Annotated in this window: 24 protein-coding genes, 1 tRNA gene and 1 other RNA gene; 21 read left to right on the top strand and 5 right to left on the bottom strand. The window is 69.1% G+C overall.

Going from position 1 to position 24,068, the window contains the following annotated elements; genetic code table 11:
* Nucleotides 1–248 precede the first annotated feature (248 nt).
* The 4 genes from GGR11_RS14260 to GGR11_RS14245 all read left to right on the top strand — a co-directional run bounded on the left by GGR11_RS14260 (nt 249) and on the right by GGR11_RS14245 (nt 3,699).
* Nucleotides 249–746, top strand: a complete 498-nt coding sequence (locus GGR11_RS14260) for a GAF domain-containing protein (protein ID WP_183198056.1) — start codon at nt 249–251, stop codon at nt 744–746.
* Nucleotides 747–782: 36 nt separating this feature from the next.
* Complete coding sequence (locus GGR11_RS14255; protein WP_183198054.1) at nt 783–1,460, top strand: SDR family NAD(P)-dependent oxidoreductase; 678 nt, start codon at nt 783–785, stop codon at nt 1,458–1,460.
* Nucleotides 1,460–2,305, top strand: coding sequence for an HpcH/HpaI aldolase/citrate lyase family protein (locus tag GGR11_RS14250; RefSeq protein WP_183198051.1), 846 nt, complete (start codon nt 1,460–1,462; stop codon nt 2,303–2,305). The genes GGR11_RS14255 and GGR11_RS14250 overlap by 1 nt, the downstream gene beginning before the upstream one ends.
* A 68-nt stretch (nt 2,306–2,373) precedes the next feature.
* A complete protein-coding gene (locus GGR11_RS14245) occupies nt 2,374–3,699 on the top strand; it encodes an Hsp70 family protein (protein ID WP_183198050.1) in 1,326 nt (441 codons plus the stop codon).
* A 21-nt stretch (nt 3,700–3,720) separates the two neighbouring features.
* On the opposite strand, the gene GGR11_RS14240 is transcribed toward GGR11_RS14245, so the two are convergent.
* Together GGR11_RS14240 and GGR11_RS14235 are read right to left on the bottom strand one after the other, a co-directional pair.
* Complete coding sequence (locus GGR11_RS14240; protein WP_183198048.1) at nt 3,721–4,596, bottom strand: hypothetical protein; 876 nt, start codon at nt 4,594–4,596, stop codon at nt 3,721–3,723.
* Nucleotides 4,597–4,681: 85 nt separating this feature from the next.
* Nucleotides 4,682–4,757, bottom strand: a tRNA-Ile gene (locus GGR11_RS14235).
* Between the two features lie 234 nt (nt 4,758–4,991).
* On the opposite strand from GGR11_RS14235, the gene GGR11_RS14230 reads away from it, so the two are divergent.
* Nucleotides 4,992–5,741 (top strand): SIMPL domain-containing protein, encoded by a 750-nt coding sequence (locus GGR11_RS14230; protein WP_183198046.1) that lies wholly within the window; start codon nt 4,992–4,994, stop codon nt 5,739–5,741.
* Nucleotides 5,742–5,840: 99 nt separating this feature from the next.
* Here GGR11_RS14230 and panD read toward each other — a convergent pair whose 3' ends face one another.
* Nucleotides 5,841–6,197, bottom strand: a complete 357-nt coding sequence (panD, locus tag GGR11_RS14225; protein ID WP_008263195.1) for an aspartate 1-decarboxylase — start codon at nt 6,195–6,197, stop codon at nt 5,841–5,843.
* A 222-nt stretch (nt 6,198–6,419) separates the two neighbouring features.
* Here panD and sppA point away from each other — a divergent pair, with 222 nt between their 5' ends.
* The 3 genes from sppA to GGR11_RS14210 all read left to right on the top strand — a co-directional run bounded on the left by sppA (nt 6,420) and on the right by GGR11_RS14210 (nt 9,410).
* The gene (sppA, locus tag GGR11_RS14220) at nt 6,420–8,198 is read left to right on the top strand and encodes a signal peptide peptidase SppA (RefSeq protein ID WP_183198044.1); all 1,779 of its coding nucleotides are present in this window, start codon (nt 6,420–6,422) and stop codon (nt 8,196–8,198) included.
* A gap of 115 nt (nt 8,199–8,313) precedes the next feature.
* Nucleotides 8,314–8,637, top strand: coding sequence for a hypothetical protein (locus GGR11_RS14215; protein WP_183198043.1), 324 nt, complete (start codon nt 8,314–8,316; stop codon nt 8,635–8,637).
* Between the two features lie 11 nt (nt 8,638–8,648).
* A complete protein-coding gene (locus GGR11_RS14210; protein WP_183198041.1) occupies nt 8,649–9,410 on the top strand; it encodes a peptidoglycan recognition protein family protein in 762 nt (253 codons plus the stop codon).
* On the opposite strand, the gene GGR11_RS14205 is transcribed toward GGR11_RS14210, so the two are convergent.
* Nucleotides 9,391–10,374, bottom strand: coding sequence for a hypothetical protein (locus GGR11_RS14205; protein WP_246331911.1), 984 nt, complete (start codon nt 10,372–10,374; stop codon nt 9,391–9,393). The two genes, GGR11_RS14210 and GGR11_RS14205, sit on opposite strands and share 20 nt — an antisense overlap.
* Before the next feature lie 10 nt (nt 10,375–10,384).
* Here GGR11_RS14205 and rnpB point away from each other — a divergent pair.
* From rnpB to GGR11_RS14140, 13 genes are all read left to right on the top strand, one after another.
* Nucleotides 10,385–10,774: RNase P RNA component class A (gene rnpB, locus GGR11_RS14200), an RNA gene on the top strand.
* 429 nt (nt 10,775–11,203) lie between these two features.
* A complete protein-coding gene (locus tag GGR11_RS14195) occupies nt 11,204–11,680 on the top strand; it encodes a division/cell wall cluster transcriptional repressor MraZ (RefSeq protein ID WP_183198039.1) in 477 nt (158 codons plus the stop codon).
* Nucleotides 11,677–12,645 (top strand): 16S rRNA (cytosine(1402)-N(4))-methyltransferase RsmH, encoded by a 969-nt coding sequence (rsmH, locus tag GGR11_RS14190; protein ID WP_183198037.1) that lies wholly within the window; start codon nt 11,677–11,679, stop codon nt 12,643–12,645. The genes GGR11_RS14195 and rsmH overlap by 4 nt, the downstream gene beginning before the upstream one ends.
* Nucleotides 12,642–13,073 (top strand): cell division protein FtsL, encoded by a 432-nt coding sequence (gene ftsL / locus GGR11_RS14185; RefSeq protein WP_050771666.1) that lies wholly within the window; start codon nt 12,642–12,644, stop codon nt 13,071–13,073. Before rsmH ends, ftsL begins: the two co-directional genes overlap by 4 nt.
* 38 nt (nt 13,074–13,111) lie before the next feature.
* Nucleotides 13,112–14,842: a peptidoglycan D,D-transpeptidase FtsI family protein gene (locus tag GGR11_RS14180; RefSeq protein WP_343051159.1), complete on the top strand. Its 1,731-nt coding sequence runs from the start codon at nt 13,112–13,114 to the stop codon at nt 14,840–14,842.
* Nucleotides 14,839–16,296, top strand: coding sequence for a UDP-N-acetylmuramoyl-L-alanyl-D-glutamate--2,6-diaminopimelate ligase (locus GGR11_RS14175; RefSeq protein WP_183198033.1), 1,458 nt, complete (start codon nt 14,839–14,841; stop codon nt 16,294–16,296). Before GGR11_RS14180 ends, GGR11_RS14175 begins: the two co-directional genes overlap by 4 nt.
* The gene (locus tag GGR11_RS14170) at nt 16,289–17,719 is read left to right on the top strand and encodes a UDP-N-acetylmuramoyl-tripeptide--D-alanyl-D-alanine ligase (protein ID WP_183198031.1); all 1,431 of its coding nucleotides are present in this window, start codon (nt 16,289–16,291) and stop codon (nt 17,717–17,719) included. The genes GGR11_RS14175 and GGR11_RS14170 overlap by 8 nt, the downstream gene beginning before the upstream one ends.
* 10 nt (nt 17,720–17,729) lie before the next feature.
* Entirely contained in the window at nt 17,730–18,839 is a 1,110-nt protein-coding gene (mraY, locus tag GGR11_RS14165) for a phospho-N-acetylmuramoyl-pentapeptide-transferase (RefSeq protein ID WP_183198029.1), read from the top strand.
* Between the two features lie 4 nt (nt 18,840–18,843).
* On the top strand, nt 18,844–20,247 hold the full coding sequence (gene murD / locus GGR11_RS14160; protein ID WP_183198027.1) for a UDP-N-acetylmuramoyl-L-alanine--D-glutamate ligase: 1,404 nt from the start codon (nt 18,844–18,846) through the stop codon (nt 20,245–20,247).
* Nucleotides 20,244–21,422, top strand: a complete 1,179-nt coding sequence (locus GGR11_RS14155) for an FtsW/RodA/SpoVE family cell cycle protein (protein WP_183198026.1) — start codon at nt 20,244–20,246, stop codon at nt 21,420–21,422. The genes murD and GGR11_RS14155 overlap by 4 nt, the downstream gene beginning before the upstream one ends.
* 120 nt (nt 21,423–21,542) lie before the next feature.
* Entirely contained in the window at nt 21,543–22,244 is a 702-nt protein-coding gene (locus GGR11_RS14150) for a DUF4870 family protein (RefSeq protein WP_183198023.1), read from the top strand.
* 10 nt (nt 22,245–22,254) lie between these two features.
* Nucleotides 22,255–22,638 carry a hypothetical protein gene (locus GGR11_RS14145; protein ID WP_183198021.1) on the top strand — a complete coding sequence of 128 codons (384 nt, stop codon included), beginning with the start codon at nt 22,255–22,257 and terminating at the stop codon, nt 22,636–22,638.
* 61 nt (nt 22,639–22,699) lie between these two features.
* A complete protein-coding gene (locus tag GGR11_RS14140) occupies nt 22,700–22,984 on the top strand; it encodes a GNAT family N-acetyltransferase (protein ID WP_183198019.1) in 285 nt (94 codons plus the stop codon).
* A 65-nt stretch (nt 22,985–23,049) separates the two neighbouring features.
* Here GGR11_RS14140 and GGR11_RS14135 read toward each other — a convergent pair whose 3' ends face one another.
* Nucleotides 23,050–24,036, bottom strand: coding sequence for an SDR family oxidoreductase (locus GGR11_RS14135; protein ID WP_183198017.1), 987 nt, complete (start codon nt 24,034–24,036; stop codon nt 23,050–23,052).
* Between the last annotated feature and the right edge of the window lie 32 nt (nt 24,037–24,068).

The following is a 24,068-nucleotide window of genomic DNA, read 5'->3' as shown; positions in this document are numbered from 1 at the left end:
GTCGCCGTCGCCCCCGATAATCCTGTGTACGCCATGACGCAGGACGACGCCCACGCGCGCCGACAGGTCCGATTATTCATCATGGTTAACGCTGTTTTGCGACAAAGCTGTGCGGCAGCAAGCCCCTATTTTCGGACTGAAGAACCTTGTTGTGTGATTTCCGACGTTTAGAAATTTCGGCGCTGAGGCGAAAGCTCGCGTTGGAGGCGACCGCCCCCTATATCGGCTGCGAATCGAAGGAGCCGCCCATGTCCTATGTCGCCCGCGACGACCGCCCCGCCGACAAGGCGGACCGTTACGCCGAGGTCGAGGCCGAGGTGCTGGCCGTGCTGGACGGGGAGCCGAATGTGACGGCGCGGATGGCGACGGTGGCCTCGATGCTGGCCGACGCCTTCGACCATTTCTTCTGGACGGGGTTCTACGTCGTGGCGCCGGACAAGGCCGACGAACTGGTGGTCGGGCCGTATCAGGGGACGCTGGGCTGCCTGCGCATCGCCTTCGGACGCGGGGTGTGCGGGACGGCGGCGGCGAAGCGGCTGACGCAGATCGTCGAGGACGTCCACGCCTTCCCCGGCCATATCGCCTGCGACAGCCGCTCGGCCAGCGAGATCGTGGTGCCGGTGCTGGACGCGGCGGGCGCGCTGATCGCCGTGTTCGACGTGGATGCGACCACGCCGGCCGCCTTCGACGCGGTGGACCAAGCGGGGCTGGAGCGGCTGATGGCCAAGGTCTTCGCCGCCGGTTGAGCTGAAGAACAAGAGGGGGAAGGGATGGAGGACGAGATGACGCAACGGGTGATGGTGATTACCGGCGGGCACGGGGTGCTGGGCCGGGCCGTTCTGGAGGCCGCGCGGGTGGCGGGGCTGGCGGTCGCTGTCATCGACCATGCCGAGGGTCATCCGGTTCCGGCCGGGGTGCTGGAGATCGGCGGGGTGGACCTGACCGACGCGGCCCAGGCCGAGGCCGCCTTCACCGCCGTGATCAGCCGGTTCGGGCGGCTGGATGTGCTGGCGAACATCGCCGGGGGCTTCGTCTGGCAGACGACGGACGACGCGGCGCCGGCCTGGGACCGGATGCAGGCGCTGAACCTGACCACGGCCCTGAACGCCAGCCGCGCGGCCCTGCCGTATCTGAAGGCGGCCTCGGACGGGCGGATCGTCAATGTCGGCTCGGCCGCCGCGCTGAAGCCCGGCGCGGGCATGGGGGCCTATGGGGCGGCCAAGCTGGGCGTCCACGCCCTGACCCAGGCCCTGGCGGAGGAGCTGAAGACGACGTCGGTGACGGTCAACGCCGTCCTGCCCTCGATCATCGACACCCCGGCCAACCGCAAGGACATGCCGGACGCCGATCCGGCGACCTGGGTGGCGCCGGCCGATCTGGCGGCGGTGATCCTGTTCCTGGCCTCGCCCGAGAGCCGGGCCATGACCGGGGCCCTGGTGCCTGTGACCGGGCGCGTCTGATGCGGGGCGATCTGGTCCGCAGCGTCCTGTATCTGCCGGCGTCGAACGCGCGGGCGGTGGAGAAGGCGCGGGGTCTGGACTGCGACGTGGCGATCCTGGACCTGGAGGACGCGGTGGCGCCCGAGGCCAAGGGCGAGGCGCGGGCGGCGGCGGTCGCGGCGGTGAAGGCAGGCGGGTTCGGGCCACGGCTGGGCGTGCGGATCAACGCCCTGGACACCGACTGGGGCGAGGATGATCTGGACGCGTTGGCGGAGGCGGGCGTCGGCCTGATCGTCGCGCCCAAGGTGGAGACGGTCGAGACGGTCCACGCGATCTCGGCCCGCGCGCAGGGCGCCGACTTGTGGGCCATGATCGAGACGCCGCGCGGCCTGATCGCGCTGCACGATATTGCGGCGGCGGGCGGGCGGCTGGACGGGCTGATGCTGGGGGTCAACGACCTGGCCAAGGCCCTGGGGACCGGCGCAGCGCCGGACCGCGAACCGTTCAAGCCGTGGCTGGCGGCCCTGGTGGTGGCGGCGCGGGCGCATGGGCTGCTGGCGATCGACGGGGTGTTCAACCGGATCGAGGATGCGGACGGTCTGGCGGCCGAGGCGGCGCAGGGGCGGCTGTACGGGTTCGACGGCAAGAGCCTGATCCACCCGTCGCAGATCGCCGCCGCCAACGCCGCCTTCTCGCCGTCCGAGGCCGAGGTCGCTGAGGCCCGCGCCGTGGTGGAGGCCTTCGCGGCGCCGGAGGGCGGGGGACGTGGCGCGATCCGGGTCGGGGGCGCCATGGTCGAACGCCTGCACCTGGACCAGGCCGAAGCCTTGCTGGCGCGACACGCCGAGGCGACGAACCGCCGGTAAAGCTCCGATCCGGCGTTTCCTATTGCGCCCGGACGCTGTAGGAAGCCCGCCCTTCGAGGAGCCGGGTCATGACCACGCCACAGCCGCTGACGATCGGCATAGATTTCGGCACGACCAATTCCGTCGTCGCCCTGGCTGACCCGACGACCGGCGCCGTCCTGGTGCAGTTCGCGATCGAGGACGGCGAGACCGCCACCTTCCGCTCGGCCCTGAGCTTCCAGTTCCACGCCGCCGAGGGCGAGGGGCGGCCCGAACGGATCGTCGAGGCCGGGCCCTGGGCCATCGAGGCCTATGTCGAGGATCCGCACGACACCCGGTTCATCCAGTCGTTCAAGACCTTCGCCGCCAGCGCCGCCTTCACCGAGACCCGCATCCACGACCGCCGCTATACGTTCGAGGACCTGCTGTCGGCCTTCCTGCTGAAGCTGCGCCACCATGCGCGCGCCGCCATGGCCGACCTGCCGCCGCGCGTCATCGTCGGCCGGCCCGTCACCTTCGCCGGCGGCCGGCCCGACGAGGCCCTGGCCCTGTCGCGCTACGAGACGGCGTTCAAGCGGCTGGGGTTCGAGGACGTCCGCTACGCCTATGAGCCGGTCGGCGCCGCCTTCTATTTCGCCCGCACACTGGAACAGGACGCCACCGTCCTGGTCGCCGACTTCGGCGGGGGCACCAGCGACTTTTCGATCATCCGTTTCGAACGCACGCCCGACGGGCTGAAGTCCACGCCCCTGGCCCGGTCGGGGGTCGGGGTGGCGGGCGACGCCTTCGACTATCGGATCATCGACAATCTGGTGTCGCCGGAACTGGGCAAGGGCAGTTTCTACACCAGCCTGGGCAAGACCCTGCCGGCGCCCCAGCGCTATTATTCCGCCTTCGCCCGCTGGGACCAGCTGGCCCTGCTGCGGGCCTCGCGCGACATGCGCGACATCCGGGGCCTGGCCTCGACCTCGCTGGAGCCCGAGAAGATCGAGCGGCTGATCGAGGTGCTGGACGACAACCACGGCCACGCCCTGTACCGCGCCGTCTCGACCCTGAAACAGGACCTGTCGCGGGCCGAGACGGCCCAGTTCTCGTTCGTGGCCGGCGACGTGCGGATCGAGAAACCGGTCACGCGCGCCCAGTTCGAGGCCTGGATCGCGCCGGAACTGACCGCCATCGAGACCGCCCTGGACGAGGCGCTCCAGGCCTCGGGTCTGCCGCTGGAGGGGATCGACCGGGTCTTCCTGACCGGCGGCACCTCCCTGACCCCCGCCGTCCGCGCCCTGTTCCACCGCCGCTTCGGCCCCGACCGGATCGAGACCGGCGGCGAGTTCGAATCCATCGCCGCGGGCCTGGCCCTGATCGGGCTCCAGCCGGACGTGGAACGGTGGACCCGCACGACGACGCCCGACTGACGGCGACCGCCGCCGCGACAATCAGCGGCGGACGCGCGCTTCCAGCTCGCCGATGCGACGGGTCAGATAGGCGGCCTCGTCGGATGACGGCGTGTAACGCGAATAGGCAGCATCCAGCCGCTGCAAATCGCCCAGTTCGACCCGCACATCGGCGGCCTCAGAGCGCGTGATCGCGCCCGCACGTTCGGCGCCGGCCAACGACGTTTCGAGGGTCGTCAGACGCGCGCGCGGCGTCTGCTTGGTGGGCTGAGACGCCGGGCCGTCGCCGACGCGGGCGTCGAGCGCATCCAGTCGCGCGTCCAGATCGGCGCGCTCGGTCGCGGTTATCGATCCGTCGGCCTGATACCGGCTCTCGACCTGGATGAGGGCTTGATAATCGGTCTTCAACCGCGTGGCTTCGGTGCGGCTTATGCGACGGGCCGCAACGGCGGCGTCGACACGCGCCCCGAAGGCGGCGCGCCCCTGGGCCACGCTGTCGGCCTGCCCGTAGTCAGCCGGACTCGATTCCAAGTTTTGGGTCAGGGCGTTATAGCGCGCGTTAAGGTCGCTTCTTTCGTCGGTCGAGATCCGGCCGTCGGCCGCGTAGCGCGTTTCAAGATCGACCAAGGCGACGTAGTCGCTGCGAAGCCGCGCGGCCGCCGAACTCGAGACCGCGCCCGTGCGCAGGCTGGCGTCGATACGGGTCGTAAACTGGGCCTGACCGTCCCTGAGCGGGCGTCCCCCGCGCAGCCAGGCCTGGTCCATGGCGGAAAGGCCGAGACGATCCCCGAACAAGGCGCCGACGACGGCGCCCAGCCGGTCCTGGGTCGTCTGAGCGCCGGTGGATTGAGCCTGGGCAGCACCGGCGACCAGGGTGGCGGCGGCTGCGACGAGGGCGAAGCGGGAGGCTTGGGGCATGGGCGTTTCCTGCGGATAATGGTTCGGCAGGCAGAACGGCGGGCGATGAACATGGTTGCCCGGCCCATGGGGCGTCTGGAAGGAGTGGTAGGCCCGGAGGGACTCGAACCCCCAACCAGACCGTTATGAGCGGTCGGCTCTAACCATTGAGCTACAGGCCCCCAGGACGCGACGGGACCGGCGGTCCTGGCGCGCGGCGTGGCGGGAGGAACCGCCTAGCAGGGGTTGGCGCGGCTTGCCAAGGGGCGCGGGGTCGTCAGACAGCTTTCGGCGAATTCATGAAGATGAACGGAAACCGCATGGAAGCGCGGGCGTTGGTTCAGGCATAAAAGGCCAAGGTTGCGGCCATGGATCGACGAACCTGTCGGTCGGGATCGTTCTACGGAGACTACCCCATGAAAAGCGCGTTCAAATCCCTGATGCTGGGCAGCGCCCTGACGGCCGCCGTCGCCCTGAGCGCGGTCGCGCCGGCCATGGCCCAGACCGTGCAGCCGGTGCAGATGATGCAGCCGGCGCCCTCGCTGAACCTGTCGGCCTATGGCGAGGTCAAGGCCGCGCCGGACATGGCGACCATCAGCTTCGGCGTCCAGACCGAGGCGGCGACGGCCCAGGAGGCCATGCGCGACAATGCGACCCGGATGACCCAGGTCATGGCCGCCCTGCGCCGCGCCGGGATCGCCGAGCGCGACGTCCAGACCTCGGGCCTGAACCTGTCGGCGCAATATGACTATGTGCAGAACGAACCGCCCAAGCTGCGCGGCTATCAGGCGGTGAACCGGGTGACGGTGACGATCAACGACCTGACCAAGGTCGGGACCACCGCCGACGCCGTGGTGTCCGCCGGGGTGAACCAGATCGACGGCATCAGCTTCGGCCTGAAGGATCCGACCGCGGCCGAGGATCGCGCGCGTCAGCTGGCCGTGCGGGCCCTGCAGGCCAAGGCGCAGCTGTACGCCCAGGCCCTGAACGTCCAGCTGGCCGGCATCCGCAACCTGAGCGAAGGCGGCGGCTATTCGCCCGCGCCGCCGCAACCGATGTTCGCCGCGCGCGCCATGGCGATGGAAAGCCGCGACAGCACTCCGGTCGCCGCCGGCGAACTGACGGTTCGGGTCGACATCACCGGCGTCTACGACATCGCCCGCTGATCCCCGGCTCGGAATGAAGAAAGGCCCGCCGGCGACGGCGGGCCTTTTTTGCATTCGGCGTGAGGGGCGATCGTTTCCCTGGTGGGAAAGGGGCGGGCGTCAGCCGGCGCGCTTGATCTCGTTGGCGTCGTCCAGCAGGACGACGTTCGGCGTCCACTGGCGGGCTTCTTCCTGGGGCAACTGGCCGTAGGTGACGACGATCACCTTGTCATTCTTCTGGACCAGGCGGGCGGCGGCGCCGTTGACGCCGATGACCCGGGAGCCGCGCGGGGCCTCGATGGCGTAGGTGGTGAACCGCGCGCCGTTGGTGATGTTCAGCACATCGACCTGCTCGTGCGGGAAGATGCCCGCCGCATCCAGCAGGTCCATGTCGATGGCGATCGAGCCTTCGTAATCGAGGTCGGCCTGGGTCACCGTGGCGCGGTGCAGCTTGGATTTCATCAGGGTGACCAGCATGGGGCGGTCTCCGGTCTATGGCGCGGGGCGACAGGCCCCCGCTCGCTTGCGGCTCATATAGGGATTTCCAGCACGCGCATCAATCGTCGCGCGGCGCCGCAACAGGAACGGGTGCGGCGCCGAAGACCCTGTCCCGGTTGCAGGACGTTCATTTGACGGTGACCGTTCCGAGGCTATGGTGAAGCCGAGCCATTTTCGGCCCTTGCGAGCGCGCCTTCTCCCATGAAGCAATTCTTCCTGACGGTCCTGGGTGTCTTCACCGGACTGATCCTGTTCGTCGTCGTCATTCCGGTGGTGCTGTTGACCGTGGCGATCGCCGGCTCGTCCAAGCCGACGGCGCCCGCGACCTCGGTGCTGGAGCTGGACCTGCGCGAGGGCGTCAGCGACCAGCCCTCGACCAATCCGTTCGCGGCCTTCGGCGGGTCCGGCCTGTCGGTGACCCAGGTGGTGGACGGCCTGGCCCAGGCCGAGGACGACGGGAACGTCAAGGCCCTGCTGATCCGCCTGCCGGAAAGCGGCATGACCCCGGCCACGGCCGACGAGCTGCGCCAGGCGATCCGCCGCTTCCGCGCCTCAGGCAAGCCGGTCATCGCCCACAGCCAGGGCTTCGCGCCCATGGGGGCGGTGATGTCCACCTATATGGTCGGGGCCTCGGCCTCGGAACTGTGGATGCAGAACACGGCCGGCTTCCAGGCCACCGGCTTCTCGGCCGACAGCGTATTCCTGGGGCGGGCGTTCGAGAAATACGGGGTGCGCGCCGATTTCGAGCAGCGTTACGAGTACAAGAACGCCGTCAACGAATACACCCAGAGCGATTATACCGGCCCGCACCGCGAGGCCATGACGGCCTGGATGACCTCGCTGTATGACAGCGCCCTGGCCAATGCGGCCCAGGACCGCAAGACGACGCCGGCGGCGCTGAAGACCGTGATCGAGGCCGGCCCCTATTCGGCCGAACAGGCCCTGGCGAACAAGCTGATCGACAAGATCGGCCAAGCCGAGGAGGCCGAGGCCGAGATCAAGCGCCGCGCCGGCAAGGGCGCCGAGATCGTCGAGTTCGGCCAGTACACCTCGGACAAGGGCGAGCGCACCGGCTCGGGCAAGAACGCCATCGCCATCGTCGGCGGCGAGGGCGCCATCGTGACCGGACGCAGCGACGGCGGCGGTTTCGGCGGCGGCTCTTCGATCCATTCGGACGACACGGCCGAGGCCATCTATGACGCCATCGAGGACAAGGGCGTGAAGGCCATCGTCTTCCGCGTCTCGTCGCCGGGCGGATCGCCCGAAGCCTCGGAACAGATTCTGGCCGCCGTGCGCGCGGCCAAGGCGGCAGGCAAGCCGGTGGTGGTCTCCATGGGCGCCTATGCGGCCTCCGGCGGCTACTGGATCAGTTCGGAAGCCGACTGGATCGTGGCCCAGCCCTCGACCCTGACCGGCTCCATCGGCGTGTTCGGCGGCAAGTTCGTGATCGCCGACGCCCTGGGCCGGTTCGGCGTGGACATGCGCGAACTGACGGTGGGCGGTCCCTACGCCGACGCCTTCTCGCCGACCCAGTCCTTCACCAACAGCCAGCGCGCCGCCTTCGCCGGCTCGATGGACCGGATCTATGACGACTTCATCACGCGCGTGGCGACGGGCCGCAAGCTGGAGCCGGCCCGCGTGCGCGAGATCGCCAAGGGCCGGGTCTGGACCGGCGCCCAGGCCCTGCCGCTGGGCCTGGTCGACCAGCTGGGTGGCCTGACCGAGGCAGTGGCCAAGGCCAAGGCCCTGGCCAAGATCCCCGCCGGAGAATCTGTCCGCTTCAAGCATTTCCCCAAGTCGAAGTCGCCGTGGGAAGCCCTGTCCGAGATGTTCGGGGTCCAGAGCGAGGCGGCCCAGGCCCTGGTCATGCTGGGCGGCGTCATGGCAGATCCCCAGGCACAGGCGGTCATGCGCCGCATCGAAGGCGAGCGGATGCGCAGCGAGGGCGCGGTGGTCCTGGCCGACCAGCCGATGTTCTGAGGCCGACAGTGACGATCCATCGCACGCAGGCTCGAAGGGTGATCCATTGACCGCGAGGCCTGATGGACCGACATTGCGGGATGGGCGTTCTTCGGGACGCCTGAAAGGATGACCCATGTTCCAGCCTGAACGTCTCGCCACCATCGGCATCGCCGCCCGTCGCCGGCCCAACGGCCTCGTGGCCTCGGTGATGTGGATCGCCGGCCTGATCGCCGGCGTCGCGGCTCTGGCCGTGGGCGCGGTCCTGGCCGTGTTCACCGCCGCCGCCGTCGCGGTGATCGCCCTGTTCGCCGGGGTGCTGGTCTTCCTGGCCGGTCTGGCCATGCGCGCCCGCCGCAACCTGGCGCCGCGTCGCCGCGCCGGGGATCCGGACGTGATCGAGGCGCACAAGGTGGACGGGACCTGGGTCGCCTACGGCTGGGAGCGCCACGGCCGCTGAGGCCTGAAGCCATGGTTGATCTGATCGCGGCGCCCTCGCCGAACTTCGACGCGCGGCGCGGGCCGCCCGACATGCTGGTGCTGCACTATACCGGCATGGAGACGGGCGAGGCCGCCCTGGCGCGGCTGCGCGACCCCGAGGCCAAGGTCTCGGCCCATTATCTGGTCGAGGAAGACGGCCGAATCTTCCAGCTCGTGCCCGAGGAACGGCGCGCCTGGCACGCGGGGGCGGGGGTCTGGCGCGGCGAGGACGACTGCAACGCCGCCTCCATCGGCATAGAGATCGTCAACCCCGGCCACGAGTTCGGCTATCGGCTGTTTCCCGAGGCCCAGATCGCGGCGGTCATCGCCCTGATCGGCGACATCCGGGACCGCTGGACCATTGCGGACAACCGCATCATCGCCCATTCCGACCTGGCGCCCGAGCGCAAGACGGATCCCGGCGAGCTCTTCCCGTGGAAACGGCTGGCCGAGGCGGGACACGGCCAGTGGTTTGAACCTGCCGCCGAACGGATCAAGGCCCTGGGCGGCCTGCTGCAGAAGGGCGACCAAGGGATCGGGGTGGTGGTGCTGCGCGCCGGCCTGCACCGGCTGGGCTATGGGCTGACGCCCGGCGGCGACTATGACGCCGAGACCGAAACCACAGTCCGCGCCTTCCAGCGCCACTGGCGTCCCGACCGCGTCGACGGCGTCGCCGACGGCGAAACCCGCGCCCGCCTGGTCGGCCTGCTACAACTGGCCAGCGTCGAGAGCGTCACGGGCGTGCTGGACTAGGGGGCGGTCTGCGGTGCAGTGCGGCCAGCAGGCCCACGCCCAGCCAGGCGCCCAGAATGGGGCTCATGCCGACCCCGACGAGGGGGATGGGGAAGGCGCCGAACATCGGCGTGACCACCCACAAGGCCAGGCAGAGGCTCAGCGCTCGGCCGCCCAGGCGCAATCTGTCGTCAGACCGGATCAGAGCGGCTGGAACCGCGACGAAGGCGAGCTGGGCGATCAGTGTCAGACCGCCCAGGGCGGGCGATAGGCCGAAGGCCATCCCCACGATCTCCTCCACTTCCGCGACCGGTTGGAGCGGGTCTGGCCGGATCCAGGCCAGCATGGCTAGCAAGCCCACGCCGACGATGGCCACGGCCTTTGTGGAGCGGTTATGCAGCCTGACGGCGGCGACCAGGGCGATCACCCCGGCCAGGGCCGTGGCCTGGGAGGCGTCCGGCTGAGCGACCAGCAGCACCAGGGCGGCGAAGGCCGCGACCCAGACGGTCCAGCGATCCGCCGCCATCGCCAGGGCGACCGCCGCACACGGCAGCACGACCATGGCGACATTGACGTGCAGCGGCCCGGCGTCAACCCAGCGATGCACGCCGTCCTGGGCAGGATTGAAGAAGGTCGCCGCCAGCCCGGCGACCGCGAGCCAGGGCACGGCCGTCAGGACAGCGAACCGCACTGTCGCCGCCATCCCCGCCGCAGCCAAGGCGCCGATCAGCCAAGCCGCCAGATTTCGCGCCCAGGATCCCGTCGGCACGCCGCCGGCGGCGCAAACGACCGCACCGACGCCGACCGCCGCCAGCGAGGCGGCGCCGAAGATGAGCAGCAGTCGCGCGCCTTGGTTGAACTGTCCATTCGTCATGCCCGCCCCCACCTCCGACACGCTCATCAGCCACGGAGATCTAGCCTCGTCAATCGACCGTCCGAGACCGTCTCCCAGCTTGTTGTTGACCTGCGGGGCGCGGCGGCGCATCTAGCCCCCGCCAGACGGCTGGGCGGTCGCGGCGGGACTTGATCCCGTCGAGGAAAGTCCGGGCTCCACGGTGAAAAGGCGGCGGATAACTTCCGCCCGGGGCGACCCGAGGGATAGCGCCACAGAAAGCAAACCTCCGGCCTTGCGAGGCCGGTAAGGGTGAAAGGGTGGGGTAAGAGCCCACCGCGTCCCTGGCAACAGGGACGGCATGGCAAGCCCCGCCTGGAGCAAGACCAAATAGGGACATCGCGCGGGGTTCGCCTCGCGGGGCTCACCGCCTCAGATGTCCGGGTAGGTCGCGAGAACCGTTCAGCAATGGACGGTCCAGAGGAATGATCGTCGTCGTTCCAGGTTTCGGCCTGGGGCGGAACAAAACCCGGCTTACAGGCCGTCTGGCATTTTTTAAGGCCTATCGCGCTTCGCGCTACTTGAGGCCGGTTTTTCTCGGGCCTATCGGCCTTCTTGAGCCCGTGGGGTGGGACGCCGGCGCCTCCCCATTGCGCGTCGCCTGGTCCGAGTTCGGATTATCCCCGCATTTCAGTGTTCTGGCGACGCTCCCGCAGTTTTGCGGTCGTTAACCTGTTGACGGGTCAGGGAAGGTTAGAACGCCCCACAGCCTGTGAATACTAGGCGTGTTCCGTGTATGTTCTGTATGTTCAAGCGTGCCTAAGTCGTCACATGTCAAAACATGGTTAAATCTTGGCTTCGATCCCATTGAGACCCATTTCGTCCCATGCTATCCCAGTCGCATGATTTGGGGCTGAGAGGCGGGCGCGTCGGGCGTTCGCTAGGCATCTAGGGGCGGGCCGAAGGGTTCGATTGGCAGGGCGTGTTTCTCTCGACCTACGAGAAGCAGCTGGACGGCAAGCGCCGTCTCCTGATCCCGAACGATTTCCGCACGACCGAAAACGGCGCAGCCGGCGGCGTGTTCATCTTTCCCTCCATCGAGGCGGACTGTCTGGAAGCGGGCGGCGACCGCCTGTTCGCCGTCTACGCCGAGATGATCGAGTCCCTGCCGTTCGGCTCGGAAGAGCGGTCGGCGCTGGAGTGGCAGGTGATGGGCGAGCAGGTGCGCCTGGCCTATGACTCCGGCGGCCGCATCACCCTGCCGGAGGGTCTGTGCGCCGAGGCGGGGCTGGAGGACACGGTCATCATCGTCGGCCTGAACGACCGGTTCCAGATCTGGTCGCGCGAGAAATGGGCGGCCCGTCGCGCCGAACAGCGCGCCCTGGCCAAGGCCGGCATGGCCCAGATCGGCGCCCTCAAATTGGCGGCCCAGATGAAGCTGGCGGGGGGCGGATCGTGAGCGAAGCGCCCCACGCCCCCGTCCTGTTGGCTGAGGTGATCGAGGCTCTGGCGCCCGGTCCCGGCGACGTCGTGATCGACGCCACCTTCGGCGCCGGCGGCTACACCCGCGCCATCCTGGCGACCGGCGCCCAGGTGATCGGTCTGGATCGCGACCCGACGGTTCAGCCGCACGCCGATGCGGTCGCCGTCGACTTCCCCGACCGGTTTCAGCTGGTGCGGACGCCCTTCTCGGGTCTGGCCCAGGCCTTCGCCGACAGCGGCAAGGCGAAGCTGGACGGCGCCGTGTTCGACATCGGCGTCTCGTCAATGCAGCTGGATCAGGCCGAGCGCGGCTTTTCCTTCATGCGCGACGGGCCGCTGGACATGCGGATGTCGGATGAGGGCGAGACGGCCGCCGACATCGTCAACAGCTGGGACCACGGGCCGCTGGCCCATATCTTCAAACTGTACGGCGAGGAACGCCAGTCGGGCCGCGTCGCCACCGCCATTCTGCGCCGCCGCGTCGAACGGCCTTTCGACCGCACGCTGGATCTGGCCGAGGTGGTCGAGAAGGCCCTGGGCGGACGTCGCGGCGCACCGATCCATCCGGCGACGCGGGTGTTCCAGGCCCTGCGCATCGCGGTGAACGACGAACTGGGCGAGCTGGAGCGCGGGCTGGAGGCGGCCGAGGCGACCCTGGCGCCCGGCGGCCGCCTGGCGGTGGTCACCTTCCATTCGCTGGAGGACCGGATCGTCAAGGCCTTCCTGACCGAGCGGACCGGCAATACGCCGGCCGGATCGCGTCACGCCCCGATCGCCGTCGATCCGCGCAAGCCCAGTTTCACGCTTCAGTTCAAGGGTGCGCGCGAAGCAGGGGAGGGGGAACGCTCGACCAATCCCCGCGCCCGCTCGGCCAAGCTGCGCGCCGCCGTCCGCACCGAGGCGCCGGCCTGGGGCCGGATCGGCGGGAGGGCTGCGGCATGACCACGGCGCCCTTCTTCACCTATTCCCGCACCGCGCTGCATCGCCTGTTCGACTGGAAGGTGCGCGGCGTGCGCTGGATCGAGATCATCGGCGTGGCCCTGGTCGCCGTGATGATCGTCTCGGTCTATGCGGCCAAGGCGGCGGCGGCGCGCGAGAGCAGCCGCATCGCCCAGCTGGAGCAGGACATCCGCGAGAACGGCCAGCGGGTCCGTCTGCTGCGCGCCGAGGTCGCCCGGCTGGAGCAGCCGGCGCGGCTGGAAAGCCTGTCGCGTCAGATCGGCCTGGCGCCGGTCGAGGTGCATCGCCAGGCCAAGGAAGACCAGCTTCCTGCGCTGAAGGCTGCGCCCGCCCCAGCGCCGGCCACGCCCGCCGTCGCGCAGGCGGCCCCCGCCGAGGTCGCCGCCGCTGCGCCGGAGGCGGTGCAGTGAGCGTTCAGGATCATCGCTATCATCGTCCCGCGCCGGGCGTGGACCTGCAGGGCCGGCTGTCGCCCTTCTGGCGCGGCCTGTCGGAACTGGTCTGGCGGCTGGAGCACGGATTCGAGCGGGCGCGCGCCGATGGGCGGCCCGAAGAGGACACGCGGGTCCGCATCTTTCTGATCCTGATCGTCTTCTCGTGCGTCTTCGCCGGTCTGGCCATCGGCGCCTCCTACAAGGCCCTGTTCGGCGAGGCGGGTGGCCGCTGGGCCGGGGCCAATCCCGACGCCCTGGTGCGCGGCGACCTGACCGATCGCAACGGCGAACTGCTGGCGACCAATATCGTCCACTATGGCCTCTATCTGGACCCGGCCGAGATCTGGGATCGCGACCTGGCCTTCCGTCAGCTGCGCCGCGCCCTGCCGCGCCTGCCGGCGGCGCGGCTGCGCAAGGTGCTGGACGGGGATCGCCGCCTGATCGTGCTGACCGGCCTGACGCCGCAGGAGAAGGCGGCGGTTCACGACCTGGCCCTGGGCGGCGTGACGTTCGAGCCGGAAGACCGCCGCGCCTATCCGCTGGGAACCTCGGCGGTGCATCTGATCGGCGACGCCGACACGGGCGGGCAGGGGGTCTCCGGCGCGGAACTGGCCTTCAACGACGAAATCCGCGCGGCGGGCCAGCGGGGCGAGAGCTTCCCCCTGTCCATCGACCTGCGCGTCCAGGGCGTGCTGGAAAACGAGCTGGCCGCCGCCGCGATCAAGAACCAGGCCAAGGGCGCGGTCGGCATCGTCACCGACGTCCAGACCGGCGAAGTCCTGGGCATGGCCAGCTGGCCGAACTTCAGCCAGTCCAATCGCGGCGCCGCGCCCGACGGGGCGACCCTGAACCGCGCCGTCTCGGGCCACTATGAGATGGGGTCGGTGTTCAAGACCTTCACCGTGGCCGCCGGGCTCGACACCGGGCGGGCCGACATGAGCACCCTGTTCGACGCCTCGCAGGCCTTCCAGATCGGCGACCGCAAGATCAAGGACTTCCACGCCCAGAACCGCGTGATGACGCTGGAAGAAGTCTATCTGCACTCGTCCAACATCGGCACGTCGCAGCTAGCGGTGCAGATGGGGCCGGACACGATGCGCGACTATTTCCGCCGTCTGGGCCTGCTGGACGCCGCCGGGATCGAGCTGAAGGAATCGGCGCGTCCGGTCGTGCCGCGCCGTTGGGACAGTTCGACCCTGGCCTCGCTGTCGTTCGGCTACGGCATCATGATCACCCCGGCCCAGATGGTTCAGGCCATGGGCGCGCTGACGAACGGCGGGCGGATGGTGCCCCTGTCCCTGCGTCGCGGCGGCGCGTGGGGCGCCCAGCCGCAGCAGATCGTCACCGAAGAGACGTCGCGCGCCATTCTGGAGCTGATGCGCAGCAATGTGGTCAAGGGGTCGGGCGGGTTCGCCGATGCGCCGGGCCTGCGGGTCGGAGGCAAGACGGGTTCGGCCAACAAGCTGGTCAACGGCCGTTATGATCCCAGCCGCGCCTTGGGCTCGTTCGCCGCCGTCTTCCCGGTCGATGGCCCGCTGGACGCCAAACGCTACGCAATCTTCATCCTGATGGACGAGCCGGGCGCCTATCCCAAGACCGGCGCCTATGTGGCCGCGCCCGCCGTGCGCAATATCGCCGACCGGATCGCCGGCTTCCTGGGCGTCGAGCGGCGCGACGACCGCTGGCGCACGGCCACCGGCGAAAAGATTCCGGAATATCAGGACGTGCAGGGAGACGGCCTGTGAGCGCCCTGCACCTGTCCGACCTGCTGCGCCGCGACCTGGCGTCCGATCCGATCATCACCGGCGTGACCTCCGACAGCCGCAAGGTCGCGCCGGGCGCCCTGTTCGTCGCCCTGCCGGGGACGGCGGCGGACGGCCGCGCCTTCATTCCCCAGGCCCTGGCCCAGGGAGCGGCCGCCGTGCTGGCGCCGACCGATACGCCGGACAGCGCCGCGCCGGTGCTGGTGACCTCGGGCGACGTGCGCCGGGCCTACGCCATCGCGGCGCGCGGCTTCTACGGCGCCCAGCCCAGGACCTGCGTGGCGGTGACGGGCACCAACGGCAAGACCTCGGTCGCCGCCTTCTGCCGCCAGATCTGGGCCGGCCTGGGCCACAAGTCGGCCAGCATGGGCACCCTGGGCGTCGTCGGCCAGAAGGGCGACAGGACCTACGCCCTGACCGGCCCCGGCCTGACCAGCCCCGACGCTGCCGAGGCCGCGCGCCTGATGGCCGAGCTGGCCGCCAAGGACGTGACCCATGTGGCGGTCGAGGCCTCGTCCCACGGCATCGACCAGCGGCGTCTGGACGGGGTGGCGCTGAAGGCGGCCGCCTTCACCAACCTGACCCAGGACCACCTCGATTATCACGGCACGATGGACGACTATCGCGCCGCCAAGATGCGTCTGTTCGAGGCCCTGCTGCCGCGCGGGCGCACGGCGGTGCTGAACGCCGATTCCGACGCCTATTCCGCCTTCGCCGCCGCCTCGATCATGGCCGGTCTGGGCGTGATGGGGGTAGGCGAGCGCGGGCGCGACCTGACCCTGATCGGGCGCCGCGCCACGCCGGAGGGTCAGCGTCTGACCCTGGACGTGCGGGGCGAGGTTCGCGACATCCTGCTGCCGCTGGCCGGCGCCTTCCAGGCCTCGAACGCTCTGGTGGCGGCGGGCCTGTGCATCGCGGCGGGCGACCGACCCGATGCGGTGATCGGCGCCCTGGAAGGCCTGACCGGCGCGCAAGGCCGCCTGCAACGCATCGGCGCCGAGACGGGCCGCGGCGAGGTCTATGTCGATTACGCCCATACGCCGGACGGGCTGGAGACGGTGCTGACCGCCCTGCGGCCCCATGCGACGGGCCGGCTGATCGTGGTCTTCGGCGCCGGCGGCGATCGGGATCGCGGCAAACGACCCCTGATGGGCGAGATCGCCGGACGTCTGGCCGACGTGGCCATCGTCACCGACGACAATCCGCGCGGTGAAAATCCGGCCGAAATCCGCGCCCAGGTCCGCGCCGGCTGCCCCGAGGCGCTGGAGATCGGCGACCGTCGCGCGGCCATCGAGGCGGCGATCGAAATGATGCGCGACGGGGATGTGGTGGTCATCGCCGGAAAAGGGCATGAACAGGGCCAGATCGTCGGCGGGACGACTCATCCGTTCGACGACGCCACCGTCGCGTCCGAGGCCCTGTCGCTGAATGCCTGAATCCACCGCCCGCCCGCTCTGGACGGCCGCCGAAGTCGCCGCCGCCACGGGCGGCGTGCTGCACGGCGACGACCGCCCGATTACGGGCCTGACCTACAACAGCCGCGAGATCGTGGCCGGCGACCTGTTCCTGGCCCTGAAGGGCGCGCGCGACGGGCATGAGTTTGCGGCCAACGCCTTTGCGGCGGGCGCTGCGACGGCCCTGGTCGAACATCCTGTCGAGGGCGGGGCCTATGTGGTCGTGCCCGACACCCTGCACGGGCTGGAGGCGCTGGGCGTCGCCGCACGCGAGCGGGCGCCCCATGTCAAACGCGGCGCCGTCACCGGCAGCGTCGGCAAGACCAGCGTGACCCAGGCGATCAAGGCGGGGCTGGATCTGGCCGGTCCGGCTCATGCTTCGATCAAGAGCTACAACAACCATATCGGCGTGCCCCTGACCCTGGCGCGGATGCCGGTCGAGACCCAGCGCGCCGTGTTCGAGATCGGCATGAACGCCCCGGGCGAGATCGCGCCCCTGTCGCGCTTCGTCGTGCCCCACGCCGCCTGTGTGACCACGGTCGGCCCGGTCCATATCGAAGCCTTCGCCGACGGCGAGGCCGGGGTGGCGCGCGAAAAGGCCGCCATCTTCCAGGGCCTGGTCCCCGGCGGGACGGCGGTGGCGAACGGCGACGTGGCCTTCGCCGGCGTCCTGTGCGACGCGGCCAGGACGGTCGGGGCGCGGCTGGCCACCTTCGGGACCGATCCGGGCCATGACGCCCGGCTGCTGGACTTCCGCCCGGACGCGGAAGGGGCGACCGTCTTCGCCGAACTGTTTGGCAAGTCGCTGGAGTACCGCCTGGCCCAGTCCGGCGCCCACTGGGGCCTGAACAGCCTGTGCGTCCTGCTGATGCTGAACGCCCTGGACGTCGAACTGGACACGGGCCTGCAGGCCCTGGCCGGCTTCCAGCCTCTGGCGGGGCGGGGGCAGACGCGCACCGTCGCCGTGCCCGGCGGCGCCTTCACCCTGATCGACGAGAGCTACAACGCCAATCCCCTGTCGATGACCGCCGGGTTCAAGAGCCTGGGCGCCCGCCCGACGACCGGGCGCCGGATCGTGGTCCTGACCGACATGCTGGAACTGGGCGACCAGAGCCGCGCCCTGCACGAGGGTCTGGCCCAGCCCATCGAGGCCGCCGGCCTGGATCTGGTCCATGCGGCCGGCCCCGAGATGCGGCGCCTGTACGACGCCCTGCCAGCCTCGCGACGCGGCCTGTGGCGCGAAACCGCCGCCGAACTCGCCGCCGAGGCGTCCATGCTGGCGGCGGCCGGCGATATCGTCATGGTCAAGGGATCGAACGGATCCAAGGCGTCCCTGGTCGCCAAGGCCCTGGCCGAGCTGCAGACCGCCTCTTCAAGCCCCGACGCGCCGCGCGCGACCCGATAGAGACCCCCGCATGTTCTACCTTCTGTATCTCTATTACGCCGACGTCGCGCACCAGTATCCGCTGCTGAACCTGATCCAGTATCAGACGGTCCGCACGGCCCTGGCCCTTGCGACGGCGGCCATTGTGGCTGTGGCCATGGGCAGCCGGTTCATCAACTGGATCCGCACCAAACAGGGCAAGGGCCAGCCGATCCGCGAAGACGGTCCGGTGTCGCACCTGTCCAAGGTCGGCACCCCCACGATGGGCGGGCTGATGATCCTGGCCGGCATCGGTGTGGCGGTCTTCCTGTGGGGCGACCTGACCAATCCCTATATCTGGATCGTCTCGGGCGTGACGGCGGCCTTCGGGGTGCTGGGCTTCATCGACGACTACGCCAAGGTGACGAAACAGACCTCGGCCGGCCTGACCTCGAAGCAGAAGCTGCTGGCCCAGACGGTGGTGGCGGTGATCGCCGGGGTGCTGACCGTGCTGTGGATGACGGCCTCGCCGACCTCGCCGGGGCTTGAGACCTCGATCGCCTTCCCCTTCTTCAAGGCCGTGCTGCTGAATATCGGCTGGTTCTATGTGGCCTTTGCGGCCTTCACCATCGTCGGCTTCTCCAACGCCGTGAACCTGACCGACGGGCTGGACGGGCTGGCGACGGTGCCGGTGATGATGGCGGCGGGGGCGTTCGGCGTGATCTCCTACCTGGCCGGCAACTTCGTCTTCGCCCAGTATCTGCAGGTCCACCATGTTCCGGGCGCCGGCGAATTGGCCATCTTCTGCGCCGCCATGATCGGCGGGGGCGCGGGCTTCCTGTGGTACAACGCCCCCCCGGCCAAGATCTTCATGGGCGACACGGGTTCGCTGGCCCTGGGCGGGGCGCTGGGCGCCATCGCCGTCACGACCAAGCACGAGCTGGTGCTGGGCATCGTCGGCGGCCTGTTCGTGATGGAGGCCGCCTCGGTCATGATCCAGGTCGGCTATTACAAGCTGACCAAGAAGCGCATCTTCCTGATGGCCCCGATCCACCACCATTTCGAGAAGATGGGCTGGCCGGAATCGACCGTGGTCATCCGGTTCTGGATCATCGCCGGGGCGCTGGCGCTGGTTGGCCTGTCCACGCTGAAGCTGCGTTGATCCGATGATCCCCGTTCCCGGCTATGAGGGCAGGCGGGTCGCGGTCTTCGGCCTCGGACGGTCGGGGATCACGGCGGCGCGCGCGCTGAAGGCCGGGGGCGCGACGCCGATCCTGTGGGACGACGGGGTCTCGGGCCGTATGCAGGCCCAGGCCGAGGGCTTCGTGGTCGAGGATCTGACGACCGCCGACTGGTCCGGTTTCGCCGCCCTGGTCCTGTCGCCCGGCGCGCCCCTGACCCATCCGAAACCGCACTGGACCGTGGACAAGGCGCGCGAGGCCGGCGTTCCGGTTGTCGGCGATATCGAACTGTTCGCCCGCGCGCTGGACGCCCTGCCGGAAGGCCGGCGTCCCTGGGTGATCGCCATCACCGGCACCAACGGCAAGTCCACGACCACGGCCCTGATCGGGTGGGTGCTGCAGCAGGCGGGTCTGACCGTCCATGTCGGCGGCAATATCGGCATCGGCGTACTGGCCCTGCCGGAGCCGACACCGGGCGCCGTCTATGTGATCGAGGTCTCCAGCTATCAGCTGGACCTGACGACCCGCTTCGCGCCCGACGCGGCGATCCTGACCAACATCAGCCCCGATCACCTGGACCGTCACGGAGGGATGGAGGGCTATGTCGCAGCCAAGCGGCGTATATTCCAGTCGCGAAAGACCGCGCCCTATGTGGGGATTGACGATCCCTACGGCTTCGCCATCTGGCAGGAACTGAAAGCGGAGGGGAGAGCTGTCGATCCTGTCTCGGTGGAGCGGCCGATGGATGACGACCTCGGCATGTATCTGATGGACGATTGGCTGACCTATAATGCGGGCGGTCGTCCCGCCCCCATCGTCGATCTGTCGAAGGCTCGTTCCTTGCCGGGTCGGCATAACGCCCAGAACGCAGCCTTCGCCTTTCTCGCCGTGAATGACATGGGCATTCCCGAGGAGACGGTGGTCAAAGGCCTGCTGACCTTCCCCGGCCTGGCCCATCGGATGGAGGCAGTCGGCCATATCGGCCACGTTCGTTTCATCAACGACTCCAAGGCCACCAACGCCGACGCCGCGCGTCAGGCCCTGGCCTCCTATCCCAAGGTCTTCTGGATCGCGGGCGGCAAGCCCAAGGAGGGCGGCATCGACGATCTGACCGACCTCTTCCCGCGCGTGGCCAAGGCCTATCTCATCGGGGAGGCGGCCGAAGCCTTCGCCGCCACCCTCGGTGACACGCCCCACGTCATCTCAAAGACCATGGACGCCGCCGTGGCCGCCGCCGCCGCAGACGCCGCATCCGCCGGCGGCGACCAGATCGTGCTGCTGTCGCCCGCTTGCGCCAGCTTCGACCAGTATCCCGATTTCGAGGTGCGCGGCGAGGCGTTCCGCGCCGCCGTGCTGAACCTCGGGGCCAGTCCGGAGACAGCCCGATGAGCGCCTCCTACACGCCCCCCTTCTCACGCAACGACCAGAGCCATGTGGCCCAGTGGTTCTGGACCGTGGATCGCGGCCTGCTGGGCGCGGCGCTGGCGCTGATGGGCCTGGGGGTGGCGCTGAGTTTCGCCTCCAGCCCGGCCGCCATCCTGGCCGATGAATCGATCACCGATCCCTTCCACTATTCCTGGCGGATGATGGTCTTCTCGGGCGCGGGCTTGGGCCTGATGCTGACCAGTTCGCTGCTGTCGCCGCGCGGGGTGCGGCGGATCGCCGTCCTGGCCCTGTTCGGCGCCATTGTGGTGATGATGGCCCTGCCGTTCATCGGCGATACGGTGAAGGGGGCCGCGCGGTGGGTGAATTTCGGCCCCTTCAGCCTGCAACCGTCCGAGTTCGCCAAGCCGGGCCTGATCGTCTTCGCCGCCTGGATGTTCGCCGAGGCGCAGAAGGGGCAGGGGGTGCCGGGCGTGACCATCGCGTTTGGCTTCTACGCACTGACCGTCTGCCTGCTGCTGATCCAGCCGGACATCGGCCAAACGCTTCTGATCACCACCACCTTCATGGCCGTCTTCTTCATGGCCGGGGTGCCGTTCAAATGGATGGCGGTCCTGGCCAGCGCGGGGATGGCGGGGCTGGTGTCGCTGTATTTCGTGTTCGGCCACATGCGCGACCGCCTGAGCCGCTTCTTCTCGCCCGAGACGACCGACACCCATCAGATCGACGCGGCCTCGGAAGCCATTCGCGCCGGCGGCCTGGTCGGACGCGGCATCGGCGAAGGGGTGATGAAACGCCACGTCCCCGACCTGCACACCGACTTCATCTATTCGGTCGGCGCCGAGGAGTTCGGCCTGGTGCTCAGCCTGACCATGATCGGGCTGTACGCCTTCATCGTCGTGCGGGGGATGCGCCGGGCGATGAAACTGACCGACCCGTTCGAACAGACGGCGGCGGCGGGCCTGTTCATGCTGATCGGGCTTCAGGCCTGTATCAACGTCGCGGTGAATCTGAACCTGATCCCGACCAAGGGCATGACCCTGCCCTTCATCAGCTACGGCGGCTCGTCCATGCTGGCCATGGGCCTGACCATGGGGTTCGCCCTGGCACTGACGCGGCGCAGGCCGGGGGCCTATGAACCGGGGGCCAGCCTGGCGCGGCCGGGGCGACGGCTGCTTTAGACCCGGTCGCGTATCCGATTGACGAAAGGGCGAGGGTCAGGTTGCGTCCATGCTCGCGCACGGCCATTGTCGGTCGCGAATCCAGTCGCTGCTGCGGCGTGAGAGAAGCGTTCGAGAGTCATGGCCGAACCCGGCGATCCGACAGGCCCAGGGGCCGCGCAAGACGACCACGATCACGACGCCCATGTCGGCTTCGTCTCGCCCGCGTCGCTGGCGGGTCGTCCCCGAGCGCCAGAGCCCGCGCCCGCGCCTCCGCCCGCTCCGTCCAAGCCTTTGGAGCGTGAGCCGGATCTGTTCGACCCGCCGGAACCTGCGCCGGTGTCGCCTGTGTCCGCTGCGGAGGCCCGCCCCGAGCCCCGGCCTGAACCAGGACCTTTCGACCGCACCGAGCCCTTCACTGCTGCGCGCGAACCCCGGCTTTCGGCCGGGCGCGAGCGAGCGGCCAAGGACGCTCAGCCCCCCCGACGCGAACCCGTGGGCCGCAACGCGCCGCAGACCGCGCCCATGAGCCTGTACGCCGTCTATGTGCTGATCCTGTTGGCGGTGCCGACGCTGGGCGTGGCGGCCGTCCTGGCCCTGCTGGCGGTGACGGGCCGCGACGGGCCGCAGGAGCCCGTGGCCGCCAGCCACTTCATCTATCAGCAGCGCACCCTGTGGAGCGCGGCCGTGGCCGTGGTGCTGGGCGCCCTGCTGGTGATCGTCAATATCGGCGTCTTCGTCCTGTTCCTGCTGGCCCTGTGGGTGCTGGCGCGCGGCGTCTTCGGCGTCATGCGGCTGAAGGCCGGGCGGCCGATCGACAATCCTCGCACCTGGCTGTTCTGAAAGGACGATCATGACGACCGAGCCGAACTTCACTGCAGGCCAGGAGCCTGAAGGCAAGGTCGCCGCCCTGATCGCCTGGGCCCTGTTCATCCTGTCGATCCCCAGCGCCAATGTGCTGGTGCTGGTCGGGTTGGTCGTCTCCTATGTGGCGCGCGGGACAGCGGTGGGCGTCGCGCGCCAGCATATCGACAGTCAGATCCGGCTTTTCTGGTCGGTCATCTGGTGGACGGTCGCGCTCTGGATCGGAATTATCATCAGCATCCCTCTCGCTGCGATCGGCATAGGCATAATCACCGGCCTGCTATGCGGCCTGGCTCTGTTCCTGCTCAGCGTCTGGTTTACGGTGAAGAGCGTGCTGGGCTTGATCAATCTGCTGCAAGACAAGCCGATCTGACGCACCCGACCGATGGAACATCCCGCCCGCCCAAGCTGTTGAAGGCAAAAGGGAGTTGAGTATGGGACCGTTCACCGACGCGACAAACGAGAACCGCTTCGAGCAGGAGTTCGACAGCGAGGCAGGGCACGGTAGGGTCTGGGCCGACTACGCTGTGCGCGGCGGGGCGCGGATGATTCTGCATGTTGAGGCCGAACATAGCCTGCGCGGCTCGGGCGCGGCCGGCCGCTTCATGCAGTCGATGGCTGAATATGCGCGCGAGAAGGGGCTGAAACTGTTTCCGCGCTGCAGCTACGCCGTGGTCTGGCACAAGCGGCACCCCGATTACGACGATGTGCTGGCGTAAGGTTCCCAGCAGATGCGAACGCCGCCATCCTGTCAGGAAGGCGGCGTCGTCAATTCAGCCTCAGGTCAGCCGCCCGAATAGCCGCCGATGATGGGCAGGATCTCGCCGGTGATGAAGCTCGACATCTGGGGCGAGGCCAGGAAGACGTAGGCGGGGGCGATTTCCTCGGGCTGGGCAGGGCGTTTCATCACGGTCTGGGCGCCGAACTGCGACGTGGCCTCGGCGTCCTTGTCCGCCGGGTTCAGCGGGGTCCAGACCGGGCCGGGCGCGACCACGTTCACGCGGATGCCGCGCGGCGCCAGATGCGTGCCGAGCGAGCGGGCGTAGGCGTGGATGCCGCCCTTGGTCATGGAGTAGTCCAGCAGGGCCTGACTGCCCATCAGCCCGGTGACTGAGCCGGTCATGACGATGGCGCCGCCGGATTTCATGTGCGGAACCGCCGCCTTGGTCATGTTGAAATAGCCGTAGAGGTTGGTCTTCAGCGTCCGGTCGAAATGCTCGTAGGTCAGGTCCTCGAAGGCGCCTACATGCTCCTGGAAGGCGGCGTTGGGAACCAGGACGTCCAGGCGGCCGAAGGCGTCCAGCGTGGCCTTGACCGCCGCCTCGGCGAAGGCCGGATCGGCGACGTCGCCCTTCAGCACCAGGGCGCGGCGGCCTTCGGCTTCGACGGCGGCCTTGGTGGTCTCGGCGTCGGCCTGCTCGTCCAGATGGCAGATGACGACGTCGCAGCCCTCGCGGGCGAACAGGACGGCGACCGAACGGCCGATGCCGGAATCGGCGCCGGTGATCAGGGCCGCGAAACCCTCAAGCTTGCCCGAGCCCTTCCAGAAGGGGGCGTCGTACATCGGCGCAGGATCCAGGGCGGCTTCGTCGCCGGGCTTGGTCTGGTGCTGTTTGGGGAAGGGCGGCGCGGGATAGGGGCGGGCGCCGGCCTGGACGGCGCCGGAGGATTCATCGCCGCCGGACTGCTGGTCCTTGGCGTCGATGTCGCGCTGGATGGCGCGCTCCTGGTCGGCGATGTCGTCGGCGTGGGCGTTGAAGCGGTCGTCCATGACGGGTCTCCTGAAGACTGGGGGGGTCTTCA

The sequence above is a fragment of the Brevundimonas mediterranea genome (assembly GCF_014196125.1).
In the GTDB taxonomy this organism is placed as follows: domain Bacteria; phylum Pseudomonadota; class Alphaproteobacteria; order Caulobacterales; family Caulobacteraceae; genus Brevundimonas; species Brevundimonas mediterranea.
This window is presented reverse-complemented; position numbering and strand designations above follow the sequence as displayed.

Coding starts and splice junctions, on each gene's coding strand:
- GGR11_RS14250 (WP_183198051.1), top strand. CDS start 1,460: ATGCGGGGCGATCTGGTCCGCAGCGTCCTGTATCTGCCGGCGTCGAAC.
- GGR11_RS14260 (WP_183198056.1), top strand. CDS start 249: ATGTCCTATGTCGCCCGCGACGACCGCCCCGCCGACAAGGCGGACCGT.
- GGR11_RS14245 (WP_183198050.1), top strand. CDS start 2,374: ATGACCACGCCACAGCCGCTGACGATCGGCATAGATTTCGGCACGACC.
- ftsL (WP_050771666.1), top strand. CDS start 12,642: ATGACCACGGCGCCCTTCTTCACCTATTCCCGCACCGCGCTGCATCGC.
- GGR11_RS14240 (WP_183198048.1), bottom strand. CDS start 4,596: ATGCCCCAAGCCTCCCGCTTCGCCCTCGTCGCAGCCGCCGCCACCCTG.
- GGR11_RS14255 (WP_183198054.1), top strand. CDS start 783: ATGACGCAACGGGTGATGGTGATTACCGGCGGGCACGGGGTGCTGGGC.
- GGR11_RS14215 (WP_183198043.1), top strand. CDS start 8,314: ATGTTCCAGCCTGAACGTCTCGCCACCATCGGCATCGCCGCCCGTCGC.
- mraY (WP_183198029.1), top strand. CDS start 17,730: ATGTTCTACCTTCTGTATCTCTATTACGCCGACGTCGCGCACCAGTAT.
- GGR11_RS14205 (WP_246331911.1), bottom strand. CDS start 10,374: ATGCGCCGCCGCGCCCCGCAGGTCAACAACAAGCTGGGAGACGGTCTC.
- panD (WP_008263195.1), bottom strand. CDS start 6,197: ATGCTGGTCACCCTGATGAAATCCAAGCTGCACCGCGCCACGGTGACC.
- GGR11_RS14135 (WP_183198017.1), bottom strand. CDS start 24,036: ATGGACGACCGCTTCAACGCCCACGCCGACGACATCGCCGACCAGGAG.
- GGR11_RS14150 (WP_183198023.1), top strand. CDS start 21,543: ATGGCCGAACCCGGCGATCCGACAGGCCCAGGGGCCGCGCAAGACGAC.
- GGR11_RS14210 (WP_183198041.1), top strand. CDS start 8,649: ATGGTTGATCTGATCGCGGCGCCCTCGCCGAACTTCGACGCGCGGCGC.
- murD (WP_183198027.1), top strand. CDS start 18,844: ATGATCCCCGTTCCCGGCTATGAGGGCAGGCGGGTCGCGGTCTTCGGC.
- GGR11_RS14140 (WP_183198019.1), top strand. CDS start 22,700: ATGGGACCGTTCACCGACGCGACAAACGAGAACCGCTTCGAGCAGGAG.
- sppA (WP_183198044.1), top strand. CDS start 6,420: ATGAAGCAATTCTTCCTGACGGTCCTGGGTGTCTTCACCGGACTGATC.
- GGR11_RS14230 (WP_183198046.1), top strand. CDS start 4,992: ATGAAAAGCGCGTTCAAATCCCTGATGCTGGGCAGCGCCCTGACGGCC.
- GGR11_RS14145 (WP_183198021.1), top strand. CDS start 22,255: ATGACGACCGAGCCGAACTTCACTGCAGGCCAGGAGCCTGAAGGCAAG.
- GGR11_RS14155 (WP_183198026.1), top strand. CDS start 20,244: ATGAGCGCCTCCTACACGCCCCCCTTCTCACGCAACGACCAGAGCCAT.
- GGR11_RS14170 (WP_183198031.1), top strand. CDS start 16,289: ATGCCTGAATCCACCGCCCGCCCGCTCTGGACGGCCGCCGAAGTCGCC.